General features: G+C 64.1%; 11 protein-coding genes. 3 read left to right on the forward strand and 8 right to left on the reverse strand.

Annotated elements, in window-relative coordinates; translation table 11 throughout:
• Positions 1–1,320: an organoarsenical effux MFS transporter ArsJ gene (gene arsJ, locus HXS66_RS14240; RefSeq protein ID WP_176503903.1), complete on the forward strand. Its 1,320-nt coding sequence runs from the start codon at positions 1–3 to the stop codon at positions 1,318–1,320.
• Between the two features lie 121 nt (positions 1,321–1,441).
• Positions 1,442–2,722, forward strand: coding sequence for a chromate efflux transporter (chrA, locus tag HXS66_RS14245; protein WP_176503904.1), 1,281 nt, complete (start codon positions 1,442–1,444; stop codon positions 2,720–2,722).
• Between the two features lie 117 nt (positions 2,723–2,839).
• On the opposite strand, the gene HXS66_RS14250 is transcribed toward chrA, so the two are convergent.
• The 7 genes from HXS66_RS14250 to HXS66_RS14280 form a co-directional block, all read right to left on the reverse strand.
• Positions 2,840–4,132, reverse strand: a complete 1,293-nt coding sequence (locus tag HXS66_RS14250; RefSeq protein ID WP_176503905.1) for a GAK system CofD-like protein — start codon at positions 4,130–4,132, stop codon at positions 2,840–2,842.
• Positions 4,133–4,223: 91 nt separating this feature from the next.
• Positions 4,224–4,925 carry an HAD family phosphatase gene (locus tag HXS66_RS14255; RefSeq protein ID WP_176494063.1) on the reverse strand — a complete coding sequence of 234 codons (702 nt, stop codon included), beginning with the start codon at positions 4,923–4,925 and terminating at the stop codon, positions 4,224–4,226.
• Positions 4,926–4,932: 7 nt separating this feature from the next.
• The gene (locus tag HXS66_RS14260) at positions 4,933–6,132 is read right to left on the reverse strand and encodes an ABC transporter ATP-binding protein (protein ID WP_176503906.1); all 1,200 of its coding nucleotides are present in this window, start codon (positions 6,130–6,132) and stop codon (positions 4,933–4,935) included.
• Complete coding sequence (locus tag HXS66_RS14265; protein ID WP_218015083.1) at positions 6,132–7,097, reverse strand: ABC transporter permease; 966 nt, start codon at positions 7,095–7,097, stop codon at positions 6,132–6,134. The genes HXS66_RS14260 and HXS66_RS14265 overlap by 1 nt, the downstream gene beginning before the upstream one ends.
• Positions 7,081–7,929: an ABC transporter permease subunit gene (locus tag HXS66_RS14270; RefSeq protein ID WP_176494211.1), complete on the reverse strand. Its 849-nt coding sequence runs from the start codon at positions 7,927–7,929 to the stop codon at positions 7,081–7,083. Before HXS66_RS14270 ends, HXS66_RS14265 begins: the two co-directional genes overlap by 17 nt.
• A complete protein-coding gene (locus HXS66_RS14275) occupies positions 7,929–8,753 on the reverse strand; it encodes an alkaline phosphatase family protein (RefSeq protein ID WP_084208519.1) in 825 nt (274 codons plus the stop codon). Before HXS66_RS14275 ends, HXS66_RS14270 begins: the two co-directional genes overlap by 1 nt.
• A 92-nt stretch (positions 8,754–8,845) precedes the next feature.
• The gene (locus HXS66_RS14280) at positions 8,846–9,934 is read right to left on the reverse strand and encodes an ABC transporter substrate-binding protein (RefSeq protein WP_255303281.1); all 1,089 of its coding nucleotides are present in this window, start codon (positions 9,932–9,934) and stop codon (positions 8,846–8,848) included.
• Between the two features lie 567 nt (positions 9,935–10,501).
• Between HXS66_RS14280 and HXS66_RS14285 the strand changes: the two genes are divergently transcribed.
• The gene (locus HXS66_RS14285; RefSeq protein ID WP_176503907.1) at positions 10,502–11,272 is read left to right on the forward strand and encodes a UTRA domain-containing protein; all 771 of its coding nucleotides are present in this window, start codon (positions 10,502–10,504) and stop codon (positions 11,270–11,272) included.
• A gap of 195 nt (positions 11,273–11,467) precedes the next feature.
• Here HXS66_RS14285 and HXS66_RS14290 read toward each other — a convergent pair whose 3' ends face one another.
• Positions 11,468–12,820, reverse strand: a complete 1,353-nt coding sequence (locus tag HXS66_RS14290; protein ID WP_141391531.1) for an MFS transporter — start codon at positions 12,818–12,820, stop codon at positions 11,468–11,470.
• Positions 12,821–12,837: the final 17 nt, after the last annotated feature.

The following is a 12,837-nucleotide window of genomic DNA, read 5'->3' on the forward strand; positions in this document are numbered from 1 at the left end:
ATGCTTGCCCGCCTGCAAGAGCTGCCCCATGAGGTGCGCCAGTACCTGCTGGTGACCGGCAACTACTGGGCCTTCACGTTGACCGATGGCGCGCTGCGCATGCTGGTGGTGCTGCACTTCCACTCGCTGGGCTATTCGGCGCTGGACGTGGCGATGCTGTTCCTGTTCTACGAGGCCTTCGGTGTCGTCACCAATCTGGTCGGCGGCTGGCTCGGGGCACGGCTCGGGCTCAATCGCACCATGAATGCGGGGCTTGCGATGCAGCTGGTGGCGCTCGGCATGCTGCTGGTGCCGGAACCCATGCTGACGGTCATCTGGGTGATGATCGCCCAGGCGCTGTCCGGCATCGCCAAGGACCTCAACAAGATGAGCGCCAAGAGCGCCATCAAGGTGCTGGTGCCCAAGGGGCAGCCGGTGGAGGAATCGCAGAGCGCGCTGTATCGCTGGGTCGCGTTGCTCACCGGCTCCAAGAATGCACTCAAGGGACTGGGCTTCTTCCTGGGCGGGGCGGCGCTCAGTCTCATCGGCTTCCAGGGCACCGTCATGGCCATGTGGCTGATGCTGGCAGGCGTGCTGGTGCTGTCACTGCGCAAGCTGTCGGCATCACTGGGGCAGAGCAAGGCCAGTCGCAAGCCGGCATTCCGTGAGATGTTCTCGACCTCGCGGGCGGTCAATGTGCTCTCGGCGGCGCGCATGTGCCTGTTCTCGGCACGTGACGTCTGGTTCGTGGTGGCCTTGCCGGTCTATCTGGCCGAGGTGCATGGCTGGCATTTCTGGACGGTCGGCGTGCTCATGGCCGCCTGGGTGATCGGCTATGGCGGTGTCCAGACCCAGGCGCCGCGCATCACCGGTCCGCTCTCGCGGCGCTTGAACGGCGCCAACGGCGTCCGCTGGGTCACGGTGTCGCTGGCGGCCGGCCTGGCCCTGCTGCCGGCGCTGATGGCCAGCCTGCCGCTGGATGCGCCTCAGGCGGCCGATATCAGTGGTGCCATCCTGTTGGGGTTGGCGCCACTGGAATGGTTGATCATCGGCCTGTTGGTGTTCGGGGCCGTCTTTGCGGTCAATTCCAGCTGGCACAGCTATCTGATCGTGCGCTTCGCGCGCAGTGAAGGCGTGTCGATGGATGTCGGCTTCTATTACATGGCCAACGCCATGGGGCGTCTGTTGGGCACCTTGCTGTCCGGTTGGCTCTATCAGGCCTATGGGCTGGAAGCCTGCCTGTGGTGGTCGGCCGGATTGGTGGCGGCGAGTGCCGTGATGGCCCTTGCCTTGCCGCAGGTGTCACACGCAACGTCCGATTCGCCTGCCGGCAGTACCTGAGTACCTGAGTACCTGAGTACCTGAGTACCTGAGTACCTTGCAAGGTGTCGCCTGAGGGATCACTTCCTGATCCCCCGACGCCTGTCCATGCACCCAGCGCCACCTTCTATAGAGACGCCACATGTCATCCAGTCACGATCGTGTTTCAACCAGGCAGGCGCCGCACGAGGCCGACGGTGTGACCGCCGTATCCTCTCGCGAGCGATATCGGGACGTGCTGCTCACCTTCCTCACGCTGGGGCTGACCAGCTTCGGCGGGCCGATCGCGCACCTGGGCTACTTCCACGCGGAGCTGGTCCGCCGGCGCGGCTGGCTGAGTGATACGGCCTACGCCGAGCTGGTCGCGCTGTGCCAGTTCCTGCCGGGGCCGGCCAGCAGTCAGGTCGGCTTTGCACTGGGCATGGTGCGTGGTGGCGGAGTGATGGGTGGGGTGCTTGCCTGGGTCGGCTTCACCTTGCCGTCTGCGCTGGCCCTGCTGGCATTGGCGCTGGTGGCGGCCAGCCTCGAAGGGCCGCTGGCTTCCGGGGTGATCCACGCCTTGAAGCTGGTGGCGGTGGCGGTCGTTGCCCAGGCGATCTGGGGCATGGCGCGCACGCTGTGCCCGGACCGACGGCGCGCCGGGCTGGCGCTGTTGGCCATGCTGGGCCTGGCGCTGGCGCAGAGCGCCTGGGCGCAGGTCGCCTGGACGCAGGTCGGAGTGATCGCGCTGGGCGCGCTGCTTGGCAGCCTGCTGTGTCGTGATGACAGTGCGGCCCTTGTTGGCCAGCAGGCGGGGGCAGCGGGGCTGTCGCTGCCGGTCTCGACGCGCCTGGCTCGCGCCTGTCTGATCGCCTTCTTCGCGCTGTTGATCGCGCTGCCGCTGCTGGCCTCCGGCAGTCTGGTCGAGATCTTCTACCGTGCCGGGGCGCTGGTATTCGGGGGCGGGCATGTGGTGCTGCCGCTGCTGGAGGCCTCCACCGTCGAGACGGGGCGTATCGCGGCCGATACCTTTCTCACCGGCTATGGGGCCGCGCAGGCGGTGCCGGGGCCACTGTTCACCTTCGCCGCCTGGCTGGGAGCGGGCATGGCCCAGGTGGGCGGGGATTCGGCAGTGCTCGGCGCCATCATTGCGCTGTTGAGTCTCTTCCTGCCGGGGATTCTGCTGTTGATCGGCGTGGCACCCCTGTGGGGACGCCTGCGTACACGGCCCGCAGCACGCGCTGCGCTCGCGGGCGCCAATGCGGCGGTCGTCGGCGTGCTGGGCATGGCGCTGTATGACCCCTTGTGGACCACCAGTGTGCTGAGTCATCTGGACGTCGTCATCGCGCTGGCGGCCTTCATCGCGCTGACCCGCTTCGCGCTGGCACCCTGGAAGCTGGTGCTGGCGATGGTGATTCTCGGGGTGGTACGTGGGGTGCTGTAAGCCTGGCCTCCCGTGCAGAGCACAGCCTGAAAACGAACGCCCCCGTCTGCCAGCTGGCAGACGGGGGCGTTCTGTTCATACGAGGCGGTCGTCATGCCAGGCGGCGCGTGGCGGTCGTCACACCAGTGACAGCAGGGCGGTGACCAGCAGTTCATTGTCGTAGTAGGGCGCGCTCTGCTCGCTGATCAGGCGAGTGTCGATCACGGTCAGTCCCATGCGCTCCAGCGCGGGGACAGAGACGCCGCCGGGGTAGTCGCCACGCTGACTGTCCAGCAGCACGATGTTGAGCAGATGCTCGTTGGGGCAGTCGTTGCGCGAGACATCCAGGTCCGCACACAGGGTCTCGATCAGGGTCGCGACCAGTTGCTCGAGTGTCTTGCCGGTCTGCTCCGGGTCCGGACTGCAGTTGGGGATGTAGACCTTGGGACAGGGGTTGGCCAGTATCGCGCGTCCCACCCCGCTGGGCAGCAGGTTGGCGATGACGCTGGAGTAGAAACTGCCCGGCGGAAAGCAGATCAGTTCCGCGGAATCGATCAGCTGACGGTTGTTGAGGTGCAGCGCAGGCCGCACGGGCACGATGGCACCGGCGTCATTGTGCGTGTCTCGCTCTGTGGTGCTGTCCGTCGTATTGTCCTTGGCACTGGCCTTTGGACTGGCTTTTGGACTGGCCTTCGCGCTGGCCTCGACCAGCTGGATGCGCGCGATCGGGCTCTCCAGTGGCGCGACTTCCTTGCCGGTGATCTGGTGCTGGCCGATGATTCTGCGCCCATCTTCCAGGGTGACGGCCAGATGGCAGTCGGCATTGATGATGGCGCGCACCGTCCCGCGTACATGCACCAGCTTGGAGAACAGGAAGATGATCTGGTCCAGCTGCTCATGATGGTTCAGGTAGCCGCCGGCGATGATCAGATTGCCGATGCTGGCGCCGCGCAGATCGAAGCCTGCCGGCATGGCCTCGATCAGAAAGCCCAGCTGATGACAGATGAGCGTGCGCATGGGCTCCGCCACGGCCATGCTGAGCGGATGACGGCCCGCCGCCAGTTCCCGCAGGGTGGCCTGCAGCATCTCCGGGCGTGCTTCGGCTGGCAGACGGTGCGTGAACAACCGGTAGATCTCCGGGTGCCCCAGCACGCTGTCATCGGCCAGCGCCATCAGGCGTGAGCGAAGGTCGCCGATGGCCGGCATCGAGAAGGCGTCACGCAGCTTGGCGGAGCTGCCACCGGAATCAAAGGGCGTCACCAGATGGATGCTGTGATGGGTATAGCGCGTCAGGGTGCGCGAGATGCCCGTCAGCGCCGTGCCGCCGCTGAAGAACAGCACACGGGGCCCGACCTCCGGTGCCTTGTGATAACGCCTGACGCGTAATGGATCCGGGACCCTTGCGGTCCGACTGACCCTGACCTCTGCCATGTTGCGGCTTCCTTTGCCTTTCGTCTTGGGCATAGAGTGCCTTTTTTTGCGTCAGTCGTCGCCTGTTTCGGGAGTGAAAGCGCTCAGTCCCTCAGTCGTAACCTTGCCAACGCAGGCGCGGCCAGTGGCGCTGCGTGGCGATGGCTTCCAGGGTCGGGTCGGCACAGACCGCATGCGGATGATCGACGAACTCCAGCAACGCCAGATCATTGCGTGAATCCGAATAGCCCCAGGTGGGGAGGTTGTGTCCACCGGGGCCGAGATGCTCTGCCAGCCAGTGCGTCAAGGCCGCAAGCTTGCCATCGCGGAAGGTACGGATGCCCCGGGCGCGTCCCGTGTAGCAGCCATCCTTGACCTCCAGGCGAGTCGCCAGCGCGGCATCCAATGCCAGTCGCTCTGCCAGCGGTGCCACCAGCTGGGCTGTCGAGGCCGAGATGATCACGACCTGATGGCCCTGATCACGATGCCAGGCGATGCGCTCGCGACCCTCACGGTAGAGGCGCGGCAGCAGTTCGGTATCGAGGAAGGTGCCCACCTCGGCCTCGACCTCACTGACGGTGCGACCGGCCAGCGGGGAGAGCAGATGGCTCAGGTGCGCTTCCATGTCGAGTCGACCCGCGGCGTAGTCTGCCATCTGCTGCGTCCAGATGGCGCGGTATCGCTCGGGGTCCGTGATCCAGCCCAGCTGGATCAGCCACTCGGTCCACAGTCCTGTGGCGTCGCCATCCAGCAGGGTGTCATCGAGATCGAAGATGGCCAGCCCGCGCACTTCCCCCCCAGGCACTTCACTCATGTGCATTTCACCCATTTGCCACCCGTGACCTGTCGCCAGTGTCGTGCGTGCCCAGCGCCTGGACTTCGTCGAGATCGGCATGCACCTGTACGCGCAGATGGTCGGGTAGCAGCTGGCGGGCACTGCGGTTGAGCACATCGACGTTGAGACGCAGTCCCTGACAATCCACCTCGTAGCGCACGATGTTGCCCAGCAATTGATGGCGCAGGATGACGCCGGGCAGCGCTGGCCCTACATTGGTCGGCAATGGCTGGAGCGGGAAGTCGAGGCCAGCCTCCAGGTGCCCGGGGAGGAGGGGGCGTGTCATCTCATCCGGCTGCAGATAGAGCGCCTCCGGCCGCAATGCGACCTGCGGGCTATCGCACAGGTAGCCGAGCAGGGGCCGGGCAAGCTCGCTGCCGATCAGATTGTAATGGCCCATGAAGCCTGCGGCCGTGGCGTCTACCGGTCGGGTGTAGAGCGATGCTGCGTTGCCCTGCTGGAGAATGCTGCCTTGGTGCATCAGGAAGATGCGATCCGAGAGCAGCAAGGCCTCTTCCTGATCGTGGGTGACGAACAGGGTGGTGAGGCCGAGGCTCTTCTGGATGTCGCGTATCTGATCGCGCAGATGACGGCGGATGCGCGCATCCAGCGCCGAGAGCGGCTCATCGAGCAGCAGGATCTGGGGCTCGACCACCAGCGCGCGCGCCAGTGCCACGCGTTGTCGCTGGCCACCAGACAGCTGATGTGGATAGCGCTGTGCCTGGTCGGTCAGCTCCACCAGTCGCAGCACTTCGGTGACGCGGCGCTCGCGCTCCTCGGGGCGCACCTTCTTCATGCGCAGGCCGAAGGCGACGTTGTCCGCCACGCGCATGTTGGGGAACAGCGCATAGTGCTGGAAGACCATGCCGATGCCGCGCCGCTGGGGCGGCAGACGGGTGATGTCGTGACCATCGACGATGATCTCGCCGCTGTCCACGTCGTTGAGCCCGGCAATGGCGCGCAGCAGGGTGGATTTTCCGCAGCCAGAGGGCCCGAGCAGGGTGATGAACTCGCCACGGGCGATCTCGGCATCGATGTCGGAGAACACGCGCGTCTTGCCGAAACGCTTGGCCAGGCCCTTGAGCGTCAGGTACTGCTGGTCGGCGGCCTGTTCACGCAACGCGCTGGTCAGCAGGCCATCGCTGTCGTGGCGAGAGTGGGTCTGCGGGATATCGGTGGCAAGCATCAGCGGTGCCCTCGTGAATCGGTACGGGAATGGGGGGCGGCAGGGCCAGCTTTCGCGGGCGTGGCGGGCAGACCTTCCGTCATGGCGGTGGCCAGCGCCTCCTCGGGGTCATCTTCCGGCATCGCCTGCTCGGCGGGCTGGCGGTTGCCCAGCCAGGTCAGGATCAGGGTGAACACGAACAGCGTGATGACCAGCGCGCTGGTGAAGTGGCCGCTGGCCCCGCGAATGTTGTTCAGGTAGACCTGCAGCGTCTCGAAACGGGTGCCGACCAGCATGTTGGCGAACACGAATTCACCGGCCAGAAACGAGAAGGCCAGGAAGACGGCGATCTGGATGCCGACCCGGATATTGGGCAGGACCACCTGGAAGAAGGCCTGCAGCGGGCTGGCGCCCAGCAACTGGGCGGCTTCCATCAGCGATGCCACATCCAGTGCCCGCAGGCTGTTGGCCAGCGCTCGGTACATGAAGGGCAGCACGATGGTGAAATAGGTGGGAATCAGGATCCAGGGCGTGCCGATGATCGGCAGGGGGCCGCCGGCATACAGCTGCAGCAGACCGACCGAGGACACGATGGGTGGCACGGCGAAGGGCAGCAGGATCAGGCCATTCATCCAGCCATCCAGACGCGGATAGCGGGTATGGGCCAGGAAGACCACCGGCACGATCAACAGCAGTGACAGGATCAGGGCGCCGACGGCGACCAGCAGGGAGCGCCCGAATGCGGCGAGAAAACGGGGGGTGGTCCACAGCTCCAGAAACCACTTCACCGTCAGGCCATCGGGCGTGAGGCTGGCGCCCCAGCGGGTGGCAAGGGCGTAGAACAGCGTGGCCACCAGCGGCAGTGCCAGCAGCGTGAACACGCTGCCCACCACCACGCTGTAGGGATTGAGCCCGCGCAGACGCGCCATCAGGCTGGGCAGCAACGGCTTGCCATGGCGATACGGCAGTTCAGCGGGAAGTGACATGGTAGCTCCTGCGCATGAGCCACTGCTGGATCAGCGTGACGATGACGAGAATGACCACCAGTACCATCGCCAGTGCGCTGGCCAGTTCCGGCTGCAGGAAGAGGTCGCCGGAGACCAGATTGGCGATGCGGATGGTCATCAGGTTGTAGCTGGTGTTCACCAGCGCATAGACGGTGGCATAGGCGCCCATGGCATTGGCGAACAGTACGGTGAGCGTGCCGGCCAGCGACGGCCAGAGAACGGGCAGGCCGATGTGCTGCCAGTAGGCCAGGCGGTTGGCACCGAGCAGGCTGGCGGCTTCGCGCCACTCGCCCTTGAGCGTGCTGAAGGCCGGGTAGAGCAGCAGGATGCCCAGCGGGATCTGGAACCAGGTGTAGATGACGATCAGGCCGGTGCGTGAATAGAGATTGAAGTCATCGATGATGCCCAGGCGCTCCAGCATCAAGGTCAGCATGCCGTTGGCCCCCATCAGGATGATGAAGGCGAAGGCCAGCGGCACGCCGGCGAAGTTGCTGGTCATGTTGGTGAAGGCGATCATCGCGCGCGTCAGGCCCGGCCCGCAGCGGTGCATGCTGTGACAGGTCACGGCGGCGATCGCCAGTCCCAGCACGCTGGACATCAGCGAGATCTCGAGACTGCGGCCGATGGCCTGGCGGAAGAAGGGGGAGGTGGCGATTTCCTGAAAATTGGCCAGCCCCCAGCCTGCGGGGGTCTTGAAGGCGCTGATCATCACCCAGATCAGCGGGGCGATCTGGAAGGCGAAGAAAAGGATGGCGAAGGGCAGCAGCCACATCGCGGGACTGGTCAGCACTCGCCTGAGGAATGTCGGCATCACGCGTCCCCTCCAGGGCCTGCCAGCAGGGATGTGTTGCTGGCCTTGTCGTGCTCCAGCCCCAGCACGCTTGCCAGGGTGCCGCAGAGCTCGCGCTGGCGAAGGTTGCGGGCGGGGCTGCGGGCGAAGGCGCTGCCGAAGGTCCAGAGCGGCACTCGGCGCTCTTCTTCGAGAAGCCCGGAATGGGAGCGGTCGGCGTTCATGCCGTGATCGGCGGTGACCATCACCTGATAGCCGGCCTCCAGCCAGCAGGGTAGGTAGTCGGCCAAGGCGACATCGGCATGACGCGCCGCATTGCGATATTGCGCGGACTCACCGCCGTGGCGATGGCCGGCGTCATCGATGTTCATGCTGTGCACCAGCAGGAAGTCCGGGTCGTGACGCAGTCTCAGCATCTCGGCATCGCTGAAGACGTGGTCATCCGGGTAGTGATCCTGCCAGTAGAAGATCCCCGCCTGGATGGCGGATTCGGGATTGTCGAGCAGCCGGTGTCTGGCTGGCACGAAGGGGGCGGCGACGTAGAGTTCGCTGACCCAGTGATAGGCGGCTGCCGCGGTGCGTCGGCCCTGCTGACTGGCGAGATCGAACAGGCTCACGCCACGCGAGCGTCGCACGATGCCATTGTTGACGATGCCGGAGTCGACGGGCAGATCACCGGTCAGCAGGCACTCATAGAGCGGTCGCGACATCGCTGGCAGTTCGCACTCCAGCGACTGGTACTGCCCGCGACCGGCCTCGACCAGGGCGCTCAGATAGCCCATGGCATGCCGGCCCACTGCATGGTTGAGGCCATCGAGCACGACAAGAATGACACGCTGGGACATGAAGACTCCGTGAAGCTCAAGACGGCACCGTGTGGACGGTGCCGTCTGTCAGGGTGGTGCGCGCTCTATCCGCTCTGGACAGAGGCCGGGGGTCACTGCTGGTGGATCAGTACCTGGGACTGCCACTGACGCGGCAGCTGTCGGGCACTGGCTTCCCAGCCGGCGAAGTCCTGTACCGGGCGGGCATTGGCGTACTGCTCGTTGGGCAGCAGCTTGGCGGCGATGTCTTCCGGCAGGGTCAGGTGCTCGGCGCGGATCGGGCGGGCGTAACCTGCCGCCAGGTTCAGCTGGCCGGCATCTGACAGGATGTACTCACGCGCCAGCTTGGCGGCGTTCGGGTGAGCGGCATGCTTGTTGATGATGGTGGCGTAGCCCGAGGTAACGGAGGCATCCGAGGGGATGACCACCTCGAAGGTGTCGCGGTTGATCTGATCGCGATAGTTGAGCGCGTTGAAATCCCACAGCAGTGCGACCTCCACCTCGCCCTTCTCCAGGTTGGCGATGCTCGGCTCGGCCAGTGACAGGCGTCCCTGGCGGGCCAGTTCGGCGAACACTTCCAGACCCGGCGTCAGGTCTGACTCGCTGCCGCCATTGGCGAAGGCTGCGGCCAGGATGGCGTTGTTGGCCTGGGACGCCTTGCCGACCGCGCCGACGGAGACCTTGTAATCACCATTGGCGAGATCCGCGAAGGAAGCGGGGCGCTGATCTTCACTGACGAGTGTCTTGTTGATCATCAGGGAAATGGTGCCGGTGTAGCCCAGCATCCACTCACCATCTTCATCCTTGGCCCAGTCGGGGATCTCGTCCCAGGTGGTCGGCTTGTAGGCTTGAGTCACGCCCTGCTTGACCGCGATGGGGCCGAAGGCGAAGCCCACGTCACCGATATCTGCCGTGGCGTTTTCGCCTTCGGCCTTGAACTTGGCGACTTCCTCGGCGGAGCTCATGTCGGTATCGCTGTGCGCGATGGAATACTTCGACTCGAGGTCTGCCCAGGTGTCCTTCCAGTTGGCCCAGCTGTCCGGCATGCCGACGCTGTCGACGCGGCCTTCTGTCTGGGCGGCCTTGAGCAGTGCTTCCGGCACTTCAGCGGCACTGACGGAGGCGCTGCTCAGCAGGGTGGCCATGAGGGCCGAGACCATCAGGCCGGCGGTACGGGGCGAGGTAGCGGTGAACGACTTCAATGACAATCCTCCCAGACGGGGTAATCAACGGATGCGAGAGTGCATTCCTGGCCAGTGAGCCGCCGAGGCGAGCAGGCAGGCGAGATGGGGTCAAAGCTGGTTCTTGTCCTGCGCAGTCTTCCTCGAGACCTGCCACCTAAATTTCTGTGGTCTAGTTCAGTCTCGGGGCTGACATGACTTTACGCAGCGGTTGTGACAGTCGCGTGTCGTCACTATGTCAGTGTCGTGGCAATGAGCCATCAGCCATCAGCCATCAGCCATACACGTTTTGACGCAACGCTGCGTGGTGCCGGCTGATTTCCTGACAAATCCCTGCATGACAGCGTGCTCCTGTGCTAGATATCCGCCTCGGATTCTCACGCGCAGCACACAGGAAAGCCTTGCGCTGTCACCGGATCGTCATGCCTGTGTCATGGTGCTCGGCGAGCGTGGGCTGACTCGCCTGGCGACATCTACACTAGACCACAGCGATCGCGATTCTCGGGCCTTGTCATGATGGACACCTTGGATGACATGCAAGTGACTCGCCAGAAATCGCTCTCTTTCGTTATCTTTCAGGAACTTCGCATGCCTTCATCATCGATCGAGCCCACAGGTGACGACGCAACTTCCCTGACGCGCACGGCGGATTTGCCCGTCACCGGGCTCAAGGGCAGGCTGCTGAACCATCTTGAAGCAGCGCCGCTGCATGCCTCGCAGCGTCTGCCGTCCGAGCGTGAGATGATCGAGCGGTTCGGCACCACGCGAGTCACCTTGCGAGATGCCTTGCTGCAGCTGGAAGCGGAAGGGAGAATCTATCGCGAGAACCGCCGCGGCTGGTTCGTCTCGCCGCCGCGCCTCAGGTATGACCTGCTGGCATGTCTGCCTTTTCACGAGATGGTGCAGTCGCAGCAGCGGGTCGCTTCCACCGAGGTGCTGTCCGCTCAGGAAGTTCCCGCTGATGAGGTGATCGCCCAGCGTCTGGGAATTGCACGGGGTGCCGGGGTCTATCGCATCACGCGAGTGCGGCGCATCGATGGCCGGCGGGTGCTGCACGTCTGTCATCACCTGCGACGCGACTGCTTCCCCGGTATTCTCGATTTCGATCTCTCGGCGCATTCGCTGACGACGCTCTACCTTCACCAGTACGCCATTCGCATCCGGCGCGTGAGCTTCGAGCTGGCCTCCAGCGTGTTCGACGCCGAGACGGCCGTCGCCCTGAATGCGGCACCGGGTAGCCCGGCGCAGCGCATCACGCGGATCAACTTCGATCAGAATGGCCGTGCAGTGGACTGCGATGATGAACACTGGCGTCACGATGCCATCGAGTTGACGTTATCCGCCGCACCACAACGCTAGAGGGCAATCTGGCGACATACGCCACCAGTCTCCGGGACTTTCCTTCAACTCGACGAAAACGCCCGCAAGTCCTCCTCTGACGGGAAGGCTTGCGGGCGTTGTGGTAATGACCTCATCCAGTAGCGATCTGGGCGTGACATCAGTGGGTGCGTGGCAATCCTGCGAGGCTTGTGGGTTCAGTTGACAGCTTCCGGCTCATGCCGTCGGCAGAGGTGCAGATTTACTGGAAGCAGGGGGCTTCGACATGTCGGCAAGGGAAATGCCACTCGTCTCAGGCAGTCTGAGACCACCGATCAAGGCGACTCCAGCTATCGCGATCAAGTACCAGGCGGGTGCCAGATGGTTGCCGCTCAAGTCGATGAGCCAAGTGGCAACCAGCGGTGCGGTGCCGCCGAAGATCGTATAGGCCACGTTATAGCTGAGTGCCGAAGCGGTATAGCGCACACGAGTGGGAAACTGTTCCGAGAGCAGCGAGGCGGTGACCACGCCGCACAAGACTGCGCCGACTGCCATCAATGACGCACCGAGCATCGAGGCCCACAAGGTGCCGCTGGCAGCGAGTGAATACGCGGGAAAGACGGCAATGGCGAGGCTGGCGCAAGCGGTGATGATCGTATTGCGCCTACCGACCAGATCCGAGTAGTAGCCAGCCACAGGGCACAACAGAGCTGCCACCATGAGAGCACCGAGGCTGGCCAGCAGGGCGGTCTGGCGCGAGGCTCCTCCTGCCACCTGCATGTAGGTCGCGAAATAGGTGCTGAACATGTAGAACGACAGCGCGGTGGCAGAGATGAATGCCATCAAGCTGATGATGGTATTGCCGTGGATAGTCAGCGTTTCCATGAGCGGAGCGCTGGTGGCGTTGTGTTCTTGCTGGACCAAACGGAAGGCTGGTGAGTCATCCAGCTTGAGACGCATGTACAAGCCGATCAGGCCCAATGGCGCGGCGATCAGGAAGGGGACACGCCAGCCCCATTCCTGCATGGTCGCTTCCGATACCAGGCTGTTCAGGCCAAGCCCGAGCGCTGCGGCTGTCGCGAAGGCGCTGAAGGTCGAGACGGGGATGAAGCTTCCATACCATCCGCGCTTGTCATCGGGCGCGTGCTCCATCACGAAGGCGCACGCACCGGCATATTCACCGCCTGCCGAGAAACCTTGGGCACAGCGAGCCAGGGTCAACAATAGCGGTGCCAGCAAGCCGATACTCTGATAGGTCGGCAGCAGGCCGATCAAGGCGGTGGCGCTTGCCATCATGATGATGGTGATGGCCAGCACATTCTTGCGACCGATGCGATCCCCCAGAGTGCCGAAGAAGATGCCGCCTAGTGGGCGCAGTGCAAAGGAGACGGCAAAGACGGCAAAGGTCTGGATCAGGGCGAGGGTTGGATCGCCTTGCGGGAAGAAATGTTGCGAGATGATCACTGCCATGAAGCCGTAGATGGCAAAGTCGAACCATTCGATGAAATTGCCGATGGTAGAAGCAGCAAGGACACGCCGGAGCGTGGCAGGTGATACCGCACTGCTGTCAGACATGTTGTTGTTATTCATCAGAGGACTCCGCGAAG

Origin of the sequence: Cobetia sp. 5-11-6-3, assembly GCF_013374055.1 — a bacterium.
Lineage (GTDB): Bacteria > Pseudomonadota > Gammaproteobacteria > Pseudomonadales > Halomonadaceae > Cobetia > Cobetia marina.

Bases quoted from the DNA above. Each gene is read 5' to 3' on its own strand.
- arsJ (WP_176503903.1), top strand. From the start codon at position 1: ATGCTTGCCCGCCTGCAAGAGCTGCCCCATGAGGTGCGCCAGTACCTG.
- chrA (WP_176503904.1), top strand. From the start codon at position 1,442: ATGTCATCCAGTCACGATCGTGTTTCAACCAGGCAGGCGCCGCACGAG.
- HXS66_RS14250 (WP_176503905.1), bottom strand. From the start codon at position 4,132: ATGGCAGAGGTCAGGGTCAGTCGGACCGCAAGGGTCCCGGATCCATTA.
- HXS66_RS14255 (WP_176494063.1), bottom strand. From the start codon at position 4,925: ATGAGTGAAGTGCCTGGGGGGGAAGTGCGCGGGCTGGCCATCTTCGAT.
- HXS66_RS14260 (WP_176503906.1), bottom strand. From the start codon at position 6,132: ATGCTTGCCACCGATATCCCGCAGACCCACTCTCGCCACGACAGCGAT.
- HXS66_RS14265 (WP_218015083.1), bottom strand. From the start codon at position 7,097: ATGTCACTTCCCGCTGAACTGCCGTATCGCCATGGCAAGCCGTTGCTG.
- HXS66_RS14270 (WP_176494211.1), bottom strand. From the start codon at position 7,929: ATGCCGACATTCCTCAGGCGAGTGCTGACCAGTCCCGCGATGTGGCTG.
- HXS66_RS14275 (WP_084208519.1), bottom strand. From the start codon at position 8,753: ATGTCCCAGCGTGTCATTCTTGTCGTGCTCGATGGCCTCAACCATGCA.
- HXS66_RS14285 (WP_176503907.1), top strand. From the start codon at position 10,502: ATGCCTTCATCATCGATCGAGCCCACAGGTGACGACGCAACTTCCCTG.
- HXS66_RS14290 (WP_141391531.1), bottom strand. From the start codon at position 12,820: ATGAATAACAACAACATGTCTGACAGCAGTGCGGTATCACCTGCCACG.